Genomic DNA, 16,165 nt, shown 5'->3' with positions numbered 1-16,165 from the left:
TCGCGTCGAGCGAAGTCGAGACACCCCGAAGGCGTGCGCTACCGATGGGTGTCTCGACTTCGCTCGACACGAGCGGGATTTGAAGGGCGGTTTGTCCGCAACCGACCCTTTCCCGCCGCTCGTGGTCAAGCCGCTTGCGTGGCCCGATACCGCTCCGCCACCTCGCGGCGCGACAGCCCCGGACCCATCGCCAGCCGCGCCGCCTGATAGGCATCCCACTGACCTTCGTCGGCGAGCGGCGGGATCGTGACTTCCTCGCCGCGATCGAGACCGGTCAGCGCCGCGTCGACGAGGTCGCCGGCGTCCATCACCATCTCGGCCGGAAACGTATCGATATCCTTGCCCGACCGTTCCCAGATTTCGGTGCGCGTCGCGCCCGGCAGCACCGCCTGCACCAGCACCCCGCGTTCGCGGACGCTGTTCGCGAGCGACACGCTGAGGTTGAGCAGAAACGCCTTCGACCCGCTGTAGACACCTTCGAACGTCTCAGGCGCCAGCGCGAGCACCGAGGCGATGTTGACGATCTTGCCCGTGCCGCGCGCGGCGAACGCCTTGCCTGCGGCGATCGCCAGCCGCGCCGCGGCAGTGATATTCAGCGCGATGATCGTCTGGATCTCGCTCGTGCCGTTTTCCAGCGTTCCGCCGTTCAGCGACATGCCGGCATTGTTCACGAACAGCGTGATGCCCGTATCGTCGATCAGCCGCTGCTCGATCCGCGTCACATCGTCGCTTTTGGTCAGGTCGGCGGCGATCACGTCGACCGCGACGCCATAATCGGTGCGCAGCTTCGTCGCGCGCTCCTCCAGCTGCACGCCGTTGCGCGCGACGAGGATCAGGTCGTGGCCGCGCTTGGCGAGGCGGTCGGCATATACGGCCCCAAGGCCGGTCGAGGCGCCCGTGATGAGGGCGGTTCCCTGGATTTTGTCGGTCATCGTCTGTCTCCTTTTGCTGGCCCCAAACGGGTCACTTGCAAAATGATAGTGACTGCTCCATATCCATTCAATGACCGACGATGAAAAAAAATCGGGCACCTGCCCGATCGACCGCGGCCTGACGCTGATCGGTGATCGCTGGTCGATGCTGGTGCTGCGCGACGTGCAGCGCGGCTTCACCCGCTATGACCAGATGCGGACCAGCCTCGGCATCGCGCCGAATATCCTCGCACGCCGCCTCACCGCGCTCGCCGAAGCGGGACTGCTCGAAAAGCGCCGCTACAGCCAGCGCCCGCCGCGCGACGAATATCTGCTCACCGAAAAGGGCCGCGACTTCCTCCCCATCCTCGCCGCGATCGGCGCATGGGGACGCAAGCATAATGGCGGCGGCGCACTGACGCGCCAGGTCGACGTCGAAACCGGCGAGCCGATCCGTCCGGTGGTGATCGACGCCAACACCGGCGCACCGCTCGGGACGCGCGAACTGAGGATCGAATATCCGGAATAGCGGGACCTATTTATACATGCCGGCGCGCAAATTGATCCCATGTTCGATCCAGGCCTTGAGTGCGCACAGCATCTGCGACCAGCCTTGGCAATTGCCATAGGATGCGCTGAGCGCCCCTTGGTTCTCGCGCCAGCCTTCCTCGGCGATCTCGACGAGCGTGCGGCCGTCGTCGAGCCCCTTGAAGCTCATCGTCACGCGCGTGCGGTAATCGGCATCCTTGAGTTCGCCGCCCTCCACGTTAGGCGTCTCGCCCTCGTTCGCCTGCCATTCGAGGACGATCTTCTCGTCCTTCATCACCTCGATCACATGGACCGGGAAGGCGCCGGGGAAGTCGTGGAAGTCCCATGTCACCGTCGCGCCGGTCTCCAGCCGCCCTTCGGCGCCCCCGGTGGTGAAATAGTTGGACAGTGTCGCGGGGTCCGCGACCGCCTCGAACACCTCATGCACCGGCTTCGCGATCCGCGCCGCGACTCGAAACTTCAGCTCCATGGTCGATTCTCCGCTTGCTTATCTTCACAATATGTTATAAATTTATAACATGTCAATCCACGAAGAATATGACAAGACTTTCAAGGCTTTATCGTCGCACATTCGCCGCCAGATGCTCGACACCCTCCGCGACCAGCCGCTGACTACCGGCGCGATATGCGCGATGTTCGAGCAAATCGACCGCTGCACCGTGATGCAGCATCTCAAGGTTCTGGAGGGCGCCGGCCTGGTCATCGCCGAACGCCGCGGCCGTGAGCGGTGGAACCATCTCAACGCGGTGCCGATCCAGGACATCCACGACCGCTGGATCGGCCCGCACGCCGCCGCCGCGACCGCGCGGCTCGCGCGCTTCAAGCAGAGCGTCGAAGCCCAATGAAAAGGGCCGGGGAGTCGCCTCCCCGGCCATCCTCATTTCATCGCAAGGCTCTCACCACCCGGTCGGCTTGCCCTTGTTCTGCTCGTCGAGCCAGGCTTTCAGCGGTGCGAAATATTCGGCCATCGCCTTGCCCGACATCTCACGCCCGCCGGTGAAGGCTTCCAATGCGTCAGGCCAGGGCTTCGACGCCCCCATCTCGAGCATCGCATTGAGCTTCGCGCCAACCTCCTTGTTGCCATAGAAGGAGCAGCGGTGGAGCGGACCCTGCCAGCCCGCCTGATCGCATGCCGCCTTGTAGAACTGGAACTGCAGAATGCGCGCGAGGAAATAGCGGGTGTAGGGCGTGTTGCCCGGGATATGATATTTGGCGCCCGCGTCGAAGCCATCGGCCGGCCGCTCGCTCGGCGGGACGATACCCTGATACTGGGTCCGCAACTGGGTCCACGACTTGTTGTAATCGGCGGGCTTGATCGTGCCGTCGAACACGCCCCAGCGCCAGCGATCGACGAGCAGGCCGAAGGGCAGGAAGGCGACCTTGTCCATCGCCTGCCGCAGCAGCAAGCCGATATCCTTGTCGGCGCTTGGTACCTTCGCTTTGTCGAGCAGGCCGATGTCGACCAGATATTGCGGCGTGATCGACAGCGCGACGAAATCGCCGATCGCCTCATGGAAGCCGTCGTTGGCGCCGTTGAGGTAGAGCGTCGGCTGGTTCTTGTAAGCGCGCTGGTAATAATTGTGGCCGAGTTCGTGGTGGATGGTGACGAAGTCGTCGGCATTCACCTTGATGCACATCTTGATGCGGATATCGTCCTTGTTGTCGATATCCCACGCCGAGGCGTGGCAGATCACTTCGCGGTCGGCGGGCTTGGTGAACTGGCTGCGCTTCCAGAAGGTTTCGGGCAGCGGCGCCATGCCGAGCGAGGAATAGAAATTCTCACCCGCCTTGACCATGTCGAGCGGGCCCTTGCCCTGCGCGGTGAGCAGGTCGCCGATGTCGTAGCCGAGGTCGCCCGCACCTTGGGGCGCGACGAGCGGATAGATATTGCCCCATTCCTGCGCCCACATATTGCCGAGCAGGTCGGCACGGATCGGGCCGGTCTTGGGCTGCACCGCATCGCCATATTTCTCGTTGAGTTTCCAGCGGACATAGGTGTGCAGCGCCATGTAGAGCGGCTTCACTTCCTGCCACAGGCGCTCGGTGGTCTTGGCGAATTCCTCGGGCGGCATGTCGTAGCCCGAGCGCCACATCGCGCCGGTGTCGGCAAAGCCAAGTTCCTTCGACCCCGCATTGGCGATCGCGACCATGCGGGCATAATCCTTGCCCATCGGTGCGCCGACATTGTCGTGCCAGCTCGTCCACATTTCGGCATATTCGGCCGGCGTGTGGTTCAGGTTGCCCATCTCGGCCTCGATATCCGATCCCGAAATTTCCTTGCCGTCCAGCGTGCCGCGCCCCTTGCCATATTGAGACTGCAGGTTGGTCGCGATCTGGTTGAGCTCGGTCGCGGCACCGGGCTTGGTCGGCGCAGGCAGGACGAGACCGTTCCGCAAGATGTCGAGTTTGCGCCTGGTGTCGGGGCTGAGGCCGGGGATGGTGGCAAATTTCGCCGCCTCGAGCGCATATTTGACCGCCTTTTCGGTCCCGACCGCGTTGATCCGCGCCGCCATCGCGTCGGTGTCCTCGGTGATATAGGTCGCGTTGACCCAGTTCACCTGGCTGCTCTCGACCGTATAGTCGAACAGGTCCTTTTCGGCCGCCGCGACGAAGGCATCGGCATCGGCGGCGGTGGGCTTGGCGCTCTGCGCGGACGTGTCCGCTTTCTTCTCGGCTGCCAGCGCAGGGCCGGCCAGCGCGAGCGACAGGGCAAGCGACAGCGTCGAAATCATGGCTTTCATGGGGGGTGTATCCTCGGGTCTGGTGGTTGCGCTCTATGGCGCTATGACACCAGCTTGGACCCGCCCGCCAGCGTGGTCAAGCCGCGAGGAAGGCGGCCATCGCTTCGCCCATTTCGGGTTGGGTGACGCTCGACATGTGGGTGCCGGGGATGGTGACTAGCCGTGCATCGGGCAGCGCCTCGGCCAGCTCGGGCGCCGAGCCATTGTCCTGGTCCTGCTCGCCGCAGACAAGCAGGGTTGGCATGGTCAGCGCCGCGAGCGCTTCGGGCGCCGTGTCGGTGAAGCTGTCGAGCAGATGGCCCGCGGCGATGCGATCGACCTTCATCGTCCTCATGAACTGGATCGAAAGCCAGGTGTCGTCGCCGCGCTTTGCCGTCTCGAAATCGGCGATCACGCGCTTGAAGAATTGCCCGCGCCGCTGCCAGCCCGCCAACCCTGCCAGCCCCATCCCGCCAAGGATCAGGCGGCGCGGCGTCATGCCCGCCACGACGGCGCGCGTGCTGGTGCGCGCGCCTAGCGAGAAGCCGCCAAGGTCGAAATCGCCGAGGTCGAGATGGGCGACCAGATCCTGCAGGTCGTTCACCAGTACGTCGGGTGGATACAGATAGTCGTCGTGTGGCGCGTCGCTCGATCCGTGAACGCGCAGGTCGGGCATGATGACGCGAAAGCCCTCGGCGGCGATGCGCGCGGCGGTGCCGAACTTGATCCAGTTGACCTCGGCACTGGAAAACAGGCCGTGGAGCAACACCACAGGGCGACCTTCGCCCAGTTCGCGCCACGCCAGCCGGACGCTGTCGCGGGCTTCGAAAAACTGCGGTTCGATCGTCATGTCGCGTCCTGCACCTTCGCCCAGCGTTGCTGCAGCGGCGCATAATCGTCGGTGCGCATTTCGGGAAGCCCCTCGCCCGCGGTCCAGCCATGGACGCGGCTCTCGGTCCCGAAATGGCTGGTGAGCGACACCGCACCCGGATCGTCGAGGGCGCCGACGGTCAGGTCGATCTTCAGGCTATCGGGATAATCGAAGGTGAGCGGGGTGCCGCAGGCACCGCAAAAACCGCGTCGGCCAAAGGGCGACGACATATAGGTGGTGCGTTCGCCTGCCCACGCCACGCTGTCCTTGGTGACATTCCAGAAGGCGGCGGCGACATTGCCGAGTGCGCGCTGGCACATGCGGCAATGGCACCAATAGGCGTCGCGGCCGGCATGCGTGGTCGAAAAGCGCACCGCGCCGCACTGGCAGCCGCCGGTCAGGGCTTCGCTCATCGCGGCTGCAGCCCTTTCTGCTCCATCCGCCAGCGCGCCATCTCGATGCGGTCCTGGCCGAAGAAGGGTTCGCCGTCGAAGACGAGCGTCGGCACGCCCCAGTGGCCCGCGATTTCAAGCGCCACCTGATTGGCGGCGATTTCGGTGTCGAGGGCCTCGGCATCGCGCACCGCTTCGGCATCGAGGTCGGCGAGATCGAGCCCCGCGCGGCGCGCGGCGCCGGCGAGATGGTCGCCGAGGTGCCAGTCCTGCGCGCCGCCCCAGATGAGCTGCGCCGCCTCATGCGCGAAGGCGAGGCTGCGGCCGCGGCGCGACGCGGCCTGGCCGATCCGGGTGAGGCGATAGATATAGGGCTGGTCGGGCGAAATCTCGCGGGTCATGACATTCTGGACGATCGGGTCGGGGCGCGGCGGGCCGAAGGGGATGCCGTGAAACTGCGCGACGCGGATCATGTCGCGCATCGTGTAGCTCAGCCAGTTCGGGTGGTTGCGCTCGAAGAAGTCGGGTTGGCGGATCGCGAGCGGATAGACCGGGCGCAGGTTGATATCGACATGATGGCTCGCCGCGAGCGCGCGATAGCGGCCGATGCAAAGGTAGGAATAGGGCGACCGGAAGGACCAGAAGAGATCGGCGGTGAGGGTCATTGGGGGATCATAGCGCGGCCGCGTAATTTGTCGATCATCGCGCACATCGCGGATGTTGGCGAAGGGGGCGCGTAGCATGCGGTTGCATTTAGTAGCAACTGCTATTATATCGCATGCCATGAGTGAGACGATCGGATTCCTGCTGAACGACACCGCGCGGATGTTCCGCCGCACGTTCAATGCGCGCACCCGCGAGAGCGGGATCACCGCGCTGCAATCGCGCGTGCTGACCTATCTCGCGCGCTATCCCGGCATCCGGCAGGGACCGCTCGCCGAACTGATCGAGGTCGAGCCGATCACGCTGTCGCGGATGATCGACCGGCTGGAGGAATCGGGGCTGGTCGAACGGCGCGCCGACCCGACCGATCGCCGCGCCTGGATGCTCCACCTGACCACCCAGGCCGAGCCCTTGCTCGACCATTTGCGCCAGACGGCGAAAGCGGTCGTCGCCGAAGCCACCGAGGGCATGAGCGACGCCGAACGCGCGCTGCTCACCGACCTTGTCGAACGCGTCCGCACCAATTTGTCGCGCCGCGAATGCCAAAAAGAAAAAGAGACCGCCTGATGGACCAGCTTTCCCCCAACCGCCCGACGGCGGAAGATCCCAAGCCGCCGAAAGCCGCGCCGAAGGCCGACCCCGTGCCCCCGGTGACCGCGGCCGCCGCCGAGGCCAGGGACGCGCCCAAGTGGCGCACCCGCATCCTGATGTTCGGCCTGCCGGCGCTGCTGATCGCGGGCGGTGCCGGCTGGTGGCTGACCAGCGGCGGATCGGTGTCGACCGACAATGCCTATGTCCAGATGGACAAGGTATCGGTCGCCGCCGAAGTCGGCGGGCGGATCACCGAGGTCGCGGTTCGCGACGGGCAGGATGTCACGGCGGGGCAATTGCTGTTCCGCATCGACGGCGAACCCTATCGGCTGAACGTCGCGCAGGCGACCGCGGCGATCGACGCGGCGCAGGTCGAGGTCGGCAATCTGTCGGCCAGCGCCAACACCTCCGCCGTCGACATCGCGGCGGCACGCGAGGATGTGAAATTCGCCGAGGTCACGTTCGGCCGCCAGGCGGCGCTGATGGAAAAGGGCTTCACCACCAAGGCGGCCTATGACGCGTCGCGCCACGCGGTGGCGCAGGCGCGCGAGCGTGTGCGGCAGGCCGAAGCCGCCGCCGCCGAGGCGCGCACCAAGCTTGCCGCCGGCCCCGCGAGCGGGATCAACCCGCAGGTCGAGGCGGCGCGCGTCCAGCGCGCGCAGGCCGAGGTCAATCTGGGCCGTACCGATGTGCGGGCGCCTTACGCCGGCCGCGTCGCGCAGGCCGACCGGCTGCAGATCGGCCAGATGATGGTGCAGGGCCTGCCCGCGGTGACGATCGTCGACACCGGCCATCCGTGGGTCGAGGCCAATTTCAAGGAAACCGACCTTGCCAATATGCGCATCGGCCAGCGCGCCGAGATCAGCTTCGACGCCTATCCGGGGCTGAAGATTCGCGGCCATGTGCTGACGATCGGCGCGGGGACGGGCAGCGAGTTTTCGGTGCTGCCGGCGCAGAACGCGACCGGCAACTGGGTCAAGGTGACCCAGCGCGTGCCGGTGAAGATCGCCTTCGACGAAAAGCCGTCGCGCGACATGATCGCCGGGCTGTCGGCCGATGTGCGGGTGTTTACGGGCGATGGTTCGGTGGCCGGGAAGTAGGACCCGGATGATGTCTCCTCACGTCGTCATTGCGAGCGAAGCGAAGCAATCCAGGGCGGTTTACGCGACTCTGGATTGCTTCGCTTCGCTCGCAATGACGAAGCTTATTGTCTGAACCGATGGCCTCGCGCTCGTTTCCCCGGCGTTCGCCCGCAGCGACGCTACCCGCCGACGACGATCGGCCCTTGCACGAGCGCGTCCGCTATCGCGGGCTGCTGATGGTCGCCGTCATGGGCGCGTCGATCATGCAGATTCTCGATACCACCATCGCCAATGTCGCGATCCCGCACATGCAGTCGGCGCTGGGCGCGACGAGCGAGACGGTGACCTGGGTGCTGACCAGCTATATCCTCGCATCGGCGATCGCGATGCCGATCACCGGCTGGCTCGCCGACCGCATCGGGCGGCGCGAATTGTTCCTCGCCGCGATCACCGGTTTCATCGTCACCTCGATGGCGTGCGGCGCCGCGCAGTCGCTGGAGCAGATGGTGCTATTCCGTTTCCTGCAAGGGATCAGCGCCGCCTTCATCGGGCCGCTGTCGCAATCGGTGATGCTCGACATCAACCCGCCCGACAAACAGGCGCGCGCGATGTCGATCTGGGGCATGGGGATCATGGTCGGGCCGATCCTGGGGCCTTTGCTCGGCGGCTGGCTGACCGAAAGCGCCAATTGGCGCTGGGTCTTTTACGTCAATTTGCCGGTCGGGCTGCTGACGATCGCGATGATGTGGGCGCTGCTGCCCGCGACGAAGAAGAGCGACCGCAAGTTCGACCTGTTCGGCTTCTCGATGCTCGCGCTGGGGCTTGCGTCGCTGCAGTTGATGCTCGACCGCGGCGCGCACCAGGACTGGTTCGACAGCATCGAAATCTGGATCGAATGCGGCGTCGCGGTCGCGTGCCTGTGGATGTTCCTCGTCCATATGATCACCGCGCGCGCACCGCTGTTCAACCGCCAGATGCTCGCCGACCGCAACCTCGTCACCGCGATGGGGTTCATGATCGTGATCGGCGTGGTGATGTTCGCGTCGATGGCGCTGTTGCCGCCGATGCTGCAGAATCTGTTCGGCTGGCCGGTGATCGACACCGGCGTCGTGCTCGCGGTGCGCGGGGTCGGCATCCTCGCCAGCATGTGGTTCGCGGGGCAGATGCTGGGCAAGATCGATGCGCGCTGGATGGTGGGCTCGGGCTTGCTCATCGCCGCGCTGTCGCTGTGGCAGATGAGCCACTGGTCGCTGGAAATGGGGATGCAGCCGGTGATCATCAGCGGCATCGTGCAGGGGCTGGGCATGGGGCTGATCTTCATCCCGCTCAACACCATGGCCTTTGCGACGATCCCGCCGCAGTATCGCACCGACGGGTCGAGCATCCTCAACCTTCTGCGCAGCGTCGGCGCGTCGGTCGGCATCTCGACCGTCACGACGCTGCTCGGCGCCAATATCCAGCGCAGCCACGAGGATCTGGCGAGCCATGTCACCAACAGCTCGGTCAGCCTGCTCGACCCGTCGACCGCCGACCGCTTCGGCATCGCGGGCGACACCGCGCTGGCGATGATCAACGCCGAGATCAACCGGCAGGCGGCGATGGTCGCCTATATCGACGATTTCTGGCTGATGATGTGGGTGACGCTGGCGTCGATCCCGCTGGTGCTGCTGCTCCGCCCGCCGAAGCCGGGGGCGGCAAAGGCGTCGATGGCGGATATGGGGCATTAGGATGGCGCGCGTGGACCAGCATGAGGTTCGAATGCGGATCGTCATCGACCGGCCGGTACCCGGCGTGCTCCACAGCCTGCAGGGCAGGGACGGCGGCCCCCTCGATGCCAGAGCGTCGGACGCGGGCGAGCCGCTGGCCTTCGATTTCGCTATCCGCGTCGGACCGGGGCCGAAATTCCTTGGCGATCAGGTGCGGCGCGAGGGACCCCAGCGGCGCTTCGTCTATATCCGCATCGGGCAGATGGCGGGCGACCCGTCTTCGCCATGGTCCCGCCGGATGAAGATCGACATCCACGACATCGAACAGGCCATGCTCGACGCCGCGGCGACGGATGGCGGGCGCATCGCGATTTCGGTGGACGGAACCGGCAAGGACGGCACGCCCGCCTGCGCGACGGTCGCGGTTACGGCGCGGCGAATGGTTTGAGAAGGGGGCGAGGGCCGCCCCTCATCCGCCGATGCCGAATATCGGGCATTGGGGCTAGCGGCGGTTTTGGGGTGGGCAGCGGACGTCGCCTCATTTCCCATCGTCATCCCGGACTAGATCCGGGATCCCGCTCTTTTAAAGCATCGGCAGGCTTCGACCTCAAGCGGGACCCCGGATCTAGTCCGGGGTGACGAGACAAGAGAGGGCGACTCTCGGTCGTTACCGGGCGTAACGGTCGCGCAGTTCGCGCTTCAGCACCTTGCCGATCGGGCTGCGCGGCAGTTCGTCGACCACGGTGATCGCGCTGATCCGCTGGGTCTTGCCGACCTTGGCGTTGCAGTCGGCGCGCACGCTCTCGGCGTCGGCGCCGTCCTTCAGCACCACGAACGCCACCGGCGTCTCGCCCCATTCCTCGCTCGGCATGCCGACCACCGCCGCCTCGACGACCCGGTCGTCGGCGAGCAAAATGCCCTCGAGGTCGCTCGGGAAGATGTTGAAGCCGCCCGAGATGATCATGTCCTTGGCGCGGTCCATCAGCGTCAGGAAGCCGTCCTCGTCGATCCGCCCGATGTCGCCGTGGCGATAGAAGAGGTTTCCGTCGGCATCGTGCCAGTGCATCGCCTTGGTCGCGTCGGGGCGGTTGTTGTACCCGGTCATCATCGCCGGCGAGCGCCCGACGACTTCGCCGACCGACCCCTGCGGCAGTTCGTTGCCGTCCTCGTCGATCACCTTCGCGATATGGCCCGGTGCCGGGCGGCCGACGGTGTGCAGCTTGTCGGGGAAATGATGCGCCTCGAGGATGAACGAGGCGCCGCCCTCGGTCATGCCATAGATTTCGACGAGGCCGCCGGGCCAGCGCTTCAGCACATCGGCCTTCAGCGTCGCGGCGAAGGGCGCCGAGGTGCAATATTTCATCACGAAGCTGTCGAGGTCGAAGCTGTCGAAATCCTCGAGCGCCATGATGCGGCGATATTGCACCGGCACCAGCATCGTGTTCGTCGCGCGCTCGCGGCTCGCGAGTTCGAGGAAGCCGCGCGCGTCGAATTTCTTCATCAGCACGACCTGGCCGCCCGACCCGACGGTGGGGAGGAAGCTCGCCATCGTGGTGTTCGAATAGAGCGGGGTCGACAGGATCGTCACCGCGTCGCGGCCATAGGCGGGGGCGCCGCGCTGGATATGCTGCCAGCGCATCGCATGGCTGTGGACGATGCCCTTCGGCGTGCCCGTCGTCCCCGACGAATAGATGATGTTGAAGCCATCGTCGGGACCGATATCGACCGGCGCCGGTTTCGCGCCCGCGAGCGCCAGCCAGGCGTCCATCGGGGTGCCGACGTCGCTGCCGTCGATCGCGACGCGGTCGCTCGCGGTGACGACTTGCCCTTCGAGGCTCGCCGATGCGGCGCTGTCGAGAAACAGGTGGCGCGCGCCGGTGTCGGCGATCATCGCCGCCATCTGTTCGCCCGTGGCGCTGTTGGTGATGAGGCCCGCGACCCCGCCGGCGCGCAGCGTGCCCAGGATCGCCGCCATCTGCTCGACGCTGTTCAGCCCGGCGACCGCGGTGCGATCGCCTTTCGCGAAGCCGTCCTGCTGCAGCCGCGCCGCGATGCGATCGACCAATGCGTCCAGTTCGGACCAGCTCAGGCGCCGAATCGGATCGGCCGCGGCTATCGCATCGGGGCGTTCGGCGGCGTGGGCGCGGATCAGGTCGGGCAGGGTGGCGAAGTCGCCGGCGAGCATTTCGGGTGCGGTCATGAAGCGGTTCGTTAGCACAGCGGTGGCACGGTGCAACGGAGCGAAAAGGGGACCGATCGAAATGATGTGACGCGCGGGGGAGGGGCGATTGGAGCAAAGCGACCGTCGCGCCGCGACCGGACCCCCGCCGCTGATCGGCGTCCACCATGCGATCGCGGCGCGCGCGCACCGGCTTGCCTGCGCGCTCGAGGCCGGCGGATTTCGCGCCATGTGCCTGCCGCCGCTCGCCGGCGGTGGCCGCGTCTGGCGCGATGGCTGTTTCGACCTGCTCGCCGTCGATCCCTTCGCCGAGTCGCACGATCCTGCCGGTCTCGTCGGCCTCGCGCGCGCGATCGCGGCGCGGCGGCCCTTGCTGATCCTGTCCGATCGCGACAGCCGCGCCGACCGGATGCTCGCGCTCGCTGCCGGCGCCGACGATGCGGTCGGCTGGGTCGACGATCCGGCCGAGGTCGTCGCGCGAATCGCCGGGCTGGTCCGGCGGAGCCGGATGGCCGCGGGACAACTGGGCGGGGGTGAGTTGCGGATCGACCTGATCGACCGCCGGGTCGAGCGCGCGGGACGCGAGATCCGCCTGCCGCTGCGCGAATTCGACCTGCTCGCCAACCTCGCGCGCGCGCCCGACCGGCCGGTGTCGCGCGTCGCGCTGCTCCGGGCGGTGTGGCGCATCGATTTCGATCCCGGCACCAACCGGGTCGAGGTGCATATGTCGCGGCTGCGCGCCAAGGTCGACCGCGGCTTCGCCTGGCCGATGCTATGCACCGTCAAGGGACAGGGCTATGCGCTCCGCTCGCGGCCCGAGGATCCCCCGTTCTGAAAACGGGGCGGTCATTTGACCCATTTGCTGCCGCGATTTGACCGATCCTGCGCTTCGCACCGCTGCCGTGCCGCCGTCGCTTGACCAAAAGTTTCAGCTTGCTACTGACTTCGGACATAAAGAAACCAATGATCCCTGCTGGAGAGGTCCCCGATGCATCCGTCCGTCCACGCGCGCAGCAACCCCGACAAGCCCGCGATCATCGTTGCCGAAACCGGGGCGACGATCAGCTATGGCGAGCTCGACGCCGCGTCGAATCGCGTCGCACAATTGTTCCGTGCGCATGGCCTGGGGCATGACGATGTCGTCGCTTACATGCTCGACAACACGCCCGACTATTATGGGCTGACCTGGGGCGCGCAGCGCGCGGGGCTGCGCTATGTCTGCATCTCGTCGCGGCTGACGCAGGACGAGACCGACTATATCCTCGAAAATTCGGGTGCGCGGCTGCTCGTCGTTTCGGCGAGCCTCGCGGGCGCCGCGCAGCAGCTGACGACGCAAATCGAGCGGTTCGCGATGGGCGGCGCCATCCCCGGCTACGCGAATTGGGAAGAGGCCGTCGCTGCGATGCCCGCGACGCCGGTCGCCGACGAGCGCGCCGGGGTCGACATGCTCTATTCGTCGGGGACCACCGGCCGTCCCAAGGGGGTGCGCGTGCCGCTGCCCGAGGATCCGGCGATCGACGCGACGAACAGCCTGGTGATGCTGGCGGCGGCGGTGTTCCAGATGAACGCCGACAGCGTCTATCTGTCGCCGGCGCCGCTCTATCACGCCGCGCCGCTGCGCTGGTCGATGACCGTCCACCGGCTGGGCGGCACCGTCGTGCTGATGAAGAAATTCGATCCCGAGGCGGCGCTGTCGTTCATCGAAAAATATCGCGTCAATTCGAGCCAGTGGGTGCCGACCCATTTCGTGCGCATGCTCAAGCTGCCCGACGAGACCCGTGCGCGCTACGACGTGTCGTCGATGAAGGTCGCGATCCACGCCGCGGCGCCGTGCCCGGTGCCGGTCAAGCAGGCGATGATCGAATGGTGGGGTCCGGTGCTCTTCGAATATTATGCGGGATCGGAGGGCAATGGCATGACCTTCATCTCCAGCGCCGACTGGCTGACCCACAAGGGCAGTGTCGGTCGCCCGATCCTCGGCGCGGTGCATGTCATGGGCGAGGACAATGAAACCGAGCTTGGCCCGAACGAAGAAGGCTGCGTTTTCTTCGAAAGCGAAAATGTCTTCGAATATCATGGGGATAATGAGAAGACCGCGTCGAGCCGCAACTCGAAGGGCTGGTCGACCCTCGGCGATGTGGGCAAGGTTGACGAAGAAGGCTTCCTCTACCTCACCGACCGCAAGAGCTTCATGATCATCACCGGCGGCGTGAACGTCTATCCGCAGGAGATCGAGAATCATCTGGTCACCCACCCCGCGGTCGCCGACGTCGCGGTCGTGGGCGGGCCGCACGACGATTTCGGCGAGGAAGTGATCGCGGTGATCCAGCCGGCGAACATGGCCGACGCCGGCGACGCGCTGCGCGACGATTTGATCGCCTATTGCCGCGAAAAGCTGTCGGGCGTCAAAGTCCCGCGCCGCATCGATTTCATGGAAACGCTGCCGCGCCACGACACCGGCAAGCTATACAAGCGCCTGCTCCGCGACCAATATTGGGCGCGGGCAAACTGACCGCGCGAGTCGGCGGCGGACCGACAGGCCGCCGCCCCGATGTTGGAGGCTGACTTATGAACAAGGCGATGATGACGGCGGCGATGATAGTCGCCGTGGGACTGGCAGGATGCGGCAAGAAGGACGCGCCGCCGGCCGACCAGACGGCCGACCCGGCCGCGACCGCGGCAACCGCCGGCCCCGTGGCGGCGCCCGCGGCGATCCCGATCGATCCCGCGAAACCCAACGCCTGCAACAAGCTGGCCGACGTCAAGCTGGCGGCGACGATCGATGCCGCGACCAAGACGCTCAAGATCAGCGGCACCGCCAATGCGCCGGTCGCGGGCTATGCGACCGCGCTGCAGGCCGGCCCGCTCGACAAGATGAACCCGCCGAACCAGGTCGTGCTGCTGCGCGCGAACGCGCCCGACGGCGCGACGCCGCAGGTGGTGACGAAGGTAGACCTCAGCCTCGACATCCCGAACGCGCTGCCCGCCTATAAGTCGGTGCGGATCGCCTGTCCGGGCGTGCCCGACATCGAACTCAAGGTCGGCTGAACCATGCAGGGAGGTCCGGGGTGAAAGAACGCGTCGAATTCTTTTTTGACCTGTCCTCGCCCTGGACCTGTCTCGCCTTCCACAATTTGCCGGGCGTGCTCGGACGGGCCGGGGCGAGCGCGCGTTACCGTCCGATCCTGGTCGGCGGGGTGTTCAACGCGGTGAACCCCGCAGTCTATGCGGCGCGCGAACAGGCCGACAACCGGCGGCTGCAGCACAGCTGGAAGGTGCTTAAGGACTGGGCACGGCTCGCGGGCGTGCCGATGAATTTCCCGTCGCAATGGCATCCGGCGAAGAGCATCGCGGCGATGCGTTTCTGCTGCGCGCTCGAGGACGATCAGGCCGCGCTCGTCCGTTTCGCGCGCGCCGCCTTCGCGAGCTATTTCGACCGGCAGGAAAATCTCGACGATGTCGCGGTGCTGACGGCGGTCGCCGATGCCGAGGGGTTGGATGGCGTCGCGCTCGCGGCGGCGGCGGGCAGCGATGCGGTCAAGGCGCGGCTGCGGACCAATACCGAGGAAGTGATCGCGCGCGGCGGCTATGGCTCGCCGACGATCTTCGTCGATCGCGACGACATGTATTTCGGAAACGACCAACTGCCGCTCGTCGCAGCGGCGCTCTCCAAGGAAGCCTGAATGAAAGACCGCATTTCGATCACCATGCTGGAAGGTGGCATCGCCGATGTCCGGCTGATCCGCGCCGACAAGATGAACGCGCTCGACGCGGCGATGTGGGCGGCGCTGGCCGAGGCGATCGACCAGCTCAAGGCGACCGCGGGCCTCCGCGTCGTCGTGCTGTCGGGTGAGGGGCGCGCTTTCTGTGCCGGGCTCGACCTGTCGAGCCTCAGCGCCGACCGCGATCCGGGCGCGAGCAGCGCGGGCGGCACGCTGTCCGACCGCACCCGCGGGGTTTCGAACAACGCCCAATATGCGGCGTGGGGCTGGCGCGAGCTGCCGGTGCCGGTGATCGCGGCGGTGCACGGCGTTGCGTTCGGCGCAGGCAGCCAGATCATGGCCGCCGCCGACATCCGCATCGTTCATCCCGACACGCGCATCGCGATCATGGAAATGCGCTGGGGTCTCGTCCCCGATGTTGCCGGCATGGCGCTGTGGCGCACCCAGGTCGCCGACGATGTGCTACGCGAGATGATCTATACCAACCGCGAATTCAACGGGTCGGAGGCGAAGCTGCTCGGTTTCGCGACGCATGTCTCGGACGACCCGCTGGCGAAGGCGATGGACCTCGCGGCGGTGATCGCGAACAAGAATCCGCACGCGATCCGCGGCGCCAAGCGGCTGTGCAACATGCTCGCCGACGCAAGCGACGCCGAGATTCTGCAGGCCGAGAGCGATGAGCAGGTGCTGGTGATCCGCACCCCGAACCAGATCGAGGCGGTGATGGCGGGCATGGAAAAGCGGGCGCCGAATTTCGCGGACTGAAAAATCCTCCCTGT

At 66.2% G+C, this 16,165-nt stretch carries 18 protein-coding genes; 11 read left to right on the top strand and 7 right to left on the bottom strand.

What is annotated here, in order from left to right; translation table 11 throughout:
• Positions 1-125: 125 nt before the first annotated feature.
• Positions 126-932 carry an SDR family NAD(P)-dependent oxidoreductase gene (locus AC3WS4_RS05875; RefSeq protein ID WP_492735774.1) on the bottom strand — a complete coding sequence of 269 codons (807 nt, stop codon included), beginning with the start codon at positions 930-932 and terminating at the stop codon, positions 126-128.
• Positions 933-1,002: 70 nt separating this feature from the next.
• On the opposite strand from AC3WS4_RS05875, the gene AC3WS4_RS05870 reads away from it, so the two are divergent.
• Positions 1,003-1,440, top strand: coding sequence for a winged helix-turn-helix transcriptional regulator (locus AC3WS4_RS05870; protein WP_492735776.1), 438 nt, complete (start codon positions 1,003-1,005; stop codon positions 1,438-1,440).
• Between the two features lie 6 nt (positions 1,441-1,446).
• On the opposite strand, the gene AC3WS4_RS05865 is transcribed toward AC3WS4_RS05870, so the two are convergent.
• Positions 1,447-1,929 (bottom strand): SRPBCC family protein, encoded by a 483-nt coding sequence (locus tag AC3WS4_RS05865; protein ID WP_492735778.1) that lies wholly within the window; start codon positions 1,927-1,929, stop codon positions 1,447-1,449.
• Positions 1,930-1,978: 49 nt separating this feature from the next.
• On the opposite strand from AC3WS4_RS05865, the gene AC3WS4_RS05860 reads away from it, so the two are divergent.
• Positions 1,979-2,305 carry an ArsR/SmtB family transcription factor gene (locus AC3WS4_RS05860; protein WP_492735780.1) on the top strand — a complete coding sequence of 109 codons (327 nt, stop codon included), beginning with the start codon at positions 1,979-1,981 and terminating at the stop codon, positions 2,303-2,305.
• Between the two features lie 51 nt (positions 2,306-2,356).
• Here AC3WS4_RS05860 and AC3WS4_RS05855 read toward each other — a convergent pair whose 3' ends face one another.
• The 4 genes from AC3WS4_RS05855 to AC3WS4_RS05840 form a co-directional block, all read right to left on the bottom strand.
• The gene (locus tag AC3WS4_RS05855; protein WP_056344336.1) at positions 2,357-4,201 is read right to left on the bottom strand and encodes a M2 family metallopeptidase; all 1,845 of its coding nucleotides are present in this window, start codon (positions 4,199-4,201) and stop codon (positions 2,357-2,359) included.
• A gap of 76 nt (positions 4,202-4,277) precedes the next feature.
• The gene (locus AC3WS4_RS05850) at positions 4,278-5,030 is read right to left on the bottom strand and encodes an alpha/beta fold hydrolase (protein WP_492735782.1); all 753 of its coding nucleotides are present in this window, start codon (positions 5,028-5,030) and stop codon (positions 4,278-4,280) included.
• On the bottom strand, positions 5,027-5,464 hold the full coding sequence (locus AC3WS4_RS05845; RefSeq protein WP_492735784.1) for a GFA family protein: 438 nt from the start codon (positions 5,462-5,464) through the stop codon (positions 5,027-5,029). Before AC3WS4_RS05845 ends, AC3WS4_RS05850 begins: the two co-directional genes overlap by 4 nt.
• Positions 5,461-6,108, bottom strand: coding sequence for a 2-hydroxychromene-2-carboxylate isomerase (locus AC3WS4_RS05840; protein WP_492735786.1), 648 nt, complete (start codon positions 6,106-6,108; stop codon positions 5,461-5,463). Before AC3WS4_RS05840 ends, AC3WS4_RS05845 begins: the two co-directional genes overlap by 4 nt.
• Positions 6,109-6,226: 118 nt before the next feature.
• On the opposite strand from AC3WS4_RS05840, the gene AC3WS4_RS05835 reads away from it, so the two are divergent.
• The 4 genes from AC3WS4_RS05835 (at position 6,227) to AC3WS4_RS05820 (ending at position 9,933) form a co-directional block, all read left to right on the top strand.
• Positions 6,227-6,673, top strand: a complete 447-nt coding sequence (locus AC3WS4_RS05835) for a MarR family winged helix-turn-helix transcriptional regulator (protein ID WP_056344324.1) — start codon at positions 6,227-6,229, stop codon at positions 6,671-6,673.
• Positions 6,673-7,797 carry an HlyD family secretion protein gene (locus AC3WS4_RS05830; RefSeq protein WP_492735788.1) on the top strand — a complete coding sequence of 375 codons (1,125 nt, stop codon included), beginning with the start codon at positions 6,673-6,675 and terminating at the stop codon, positions 7,795-7,797. The genes AC3WS4_RS05835 and AC3WS4_RS05830 overlap by 1 nt, the downstream gene beginning before the upstream one ends.
• Before the next feature lie 119 nt (positions 7,798-7,916).
• A complete protein-coding gene (locus tag AC3WS4_RS05825; protein ID WP_492735790.1) occupies positions 7,917-9,506 on the top strand; it encodes a DHA2 family efflux MFS transporter permease subunit in 1,590 nt (529 codons plus the stop codon).
• Position 9,507: 1 nt separating this feature from the next.
• The gene (locus AC3WS4_RS05820; RefSeq protein WP_492735792.1) at positions 9,508-9,933 is read left to right on the top strand and encodes a DUF5990 family protein; all 426 of its coding nucleotides are present in this window, start codon (positions 9,508-9,510) and stop codon (positions 9,931-9,933) included.
• 219 nt (positions 9,934-10,152) lie between these two features.
• Here the strand turns inward: AC3WS4_RS05820 and AC3WS4_RS05815 are convergent, their stop codons facing one another.
• On the bottom strand, positions 10,153-11,685 hold the full coding sequence (locus tag AC3WS4_RS05815) for a class I adenylate-forming enzyme family protein (RefSeq protein ID WP_492735794.1): 1,533 nt from the start codon (positions 11,683-11,685) through the stop codon (positions 10,153-10,155).
• 88 nt (positions 11,686-11,773) lie between these two features.
• Between AC3WS4_RS05815 and AC3WS4_RS05810 the strand changes: the two genes are divergently transcribed.
• From AC3WS4_RS05810 to AC3WS4_RS05790, 5 genes are all read left to right on the top strand, one after another.
• A complete protein-coding gene (locus AC3WS4_RS05810; RefSeq protein WP_262408163.1) occupies positions 11,774-12,499 on the top strand; it encodes a winged helix-turn-helix domain-containing protein in 726 nt (241 codons plus the stop codon).
• Positions 12,500-12,652: 153 nt separating this feature from the next.
• On the top strand, positions 12,653-14,176 hold the full coding sequence (locus AC3WS4_RS05805) for an acyl-CoA synthetase (RefSeq protein ID WP_492735796.1): 1,524 nt from the start codon (positions 12,653-12,655) through the stop codon (positions 14,174-14,176).
• 56 nt (positions 14,177-14,232) lie between these two features.
• Positions 14,233-14,712, top strand: coding sequence for a hypothetical protein (locus AC3WS4_RS05800; protein ID WP_492735798.1), 480 nt, complete (start codon positions 14,233-14,235; stop codon positions 14,710-14,712).
• A gap of 20 nt (positions 14,713-14,732) precedes the next feature.
• Entirely contained in the window at positions 14,733-15,347 is a 615-nt protein-coding gene (locus tag AC3WS4_RS05795) for a 2-hydroxychromene-2-carboxylate isomerase (RefSeq protein WP_492735800.1), read from the top strand.
• Complete coding sequence (locus AC3WS4_RS05790) at positions 15,348-16,151, top strand: crotonase/enoyl-CoA hydratase family protein (protein WP_187139130.1); 804 nt, start codon at positions 15,348-15,350, stop codon at positions 16,149-16,151.
• Positions 16,152-16,165 lie beyond the last annotated feature (14 nt).

Source organism: Sphingopyxis sp. EU05-FHT14B03, from assembly GCF_058790875.1.
Note: the sequence above shows the minus strand (reverse complement) of the source record. Positions and strands in the feature narration are given on the sequence as shown.

Bases quoted from the DNA above. Each gene is read 5' to 3' on its own strand.
- AC3WS4_RS05875 (WP_492735774.1), bottom strand. From the start codon at position 932: ATGACCGACAAAATCCAGGGAACCGCCCTCATCACGGGCGCCTCGACC.
- AC3WS4_RS05870 (WP_492735776.1), top strand. From the start codon at position 1,003: ATGACCGACGATGAAAAAAAATCGGGCACCTGCCCGATCGACCGCGGC.
- AC3WS4_RS05865 (WP_492735778.1), bottom strand. From the start codon at position 1,929: ATGGAGCTGAAGTTTCGAGTCGCGGCGCGGATCGCGAAGCCGGTGCAT.
- AC3WS4_RS05860 (WP_492735780.1), top strand. From the start codon at position 1,979: ATGTCAATCCACGAAGAATATGACAAGACTTTCAAGGCTTTATCGTCG.
- AC3WS4_RS05855 (WP_056344336.1), bottom strand. From the start codon at position 4,201: ATGAAAGCCATGATTTCGACGCTGTCGCTTGCCCTGTCGCTCGCGCTG.
- AC3WS4_RS05850 (WP_492735782.1), bottom strand. From the start codon at position 5,030: ATGACGATCGAACCGCAGTTTTTCGAAGCCCGCGACAGCGTCCGGCTG.
- AC3WS4_RS05845 (WP_492735784.1), bottom strand. From the start codon at position 5,464: ATGAGCGAAGCCCTGACCGGCGGCTGCCAGTGCGGCGCGGTGCGCTTT.
- AC3WS4_RS05840 (WP_492735786.1), bottom strand. From the start codon at position 6,108: ATGACCCTCACCGCCGATCTCTTCTGGTCCTTCCGGTCGCCCTATTCC.
- AC3WS4_RS05835 (WP_056344324.1), top strand. From the start codon at position 6,227: ATGAGTGAGACGATCGGATTCCTGCTGAACGACACCGCGCGGATGTTC.
- AC3WS4_RS05830 (WP_492735788.1), top strand. From the start codon at position 6,673: ATGGACCAGCTTTCCCCCAACCGCCCGACGGCGGAAGATCCCAAGCCG.
- AC3WS4_RS05825 (WP_492735790.1), top strand. From the start codon at position 7,917: ATGGCCTCGCGCTCGTTTCCCCGGCGTTCGCCCGCAGCGACGCTACCC.
- AC3WS4_RS05820 (WP_492735792.1), top strand. From the start codon at position 9,508: ATGGCGCGCGTGGACCAGCATGAGGTTCGAATGCGGATCGTCATCGAC.
- AC3WS4_RS05815 (WP_492735794.1), bottom strand. From the start codon at position 11,685: ATGACCGCACCCGAAATGCTCGCCGGCGACTTCGCCACCCTGCCCGAC.
- AC3WS4_RS05805 (WP_492735796.1), top strand. From the start codon at position 12,653: ATGCATCCGTCCGTCCACGCGCGCAGCAACCCCGACAAGCCCGCGATC.
- AC3WS4_RS05800 (WP_492735798.1), top strand. From the start codon at position 14,233: ATGAACAAGGCGATGATGACGGCGGCGATGATAGTCGCCGTGGGACTG.
- AC3WS4_RS05790 (WP_187139130.1), top strand. From the start codon at position 15,348: ATGAAAGACCGCATTTCGATCACCATGCTGGAAGGTGGCATCGCCGAT.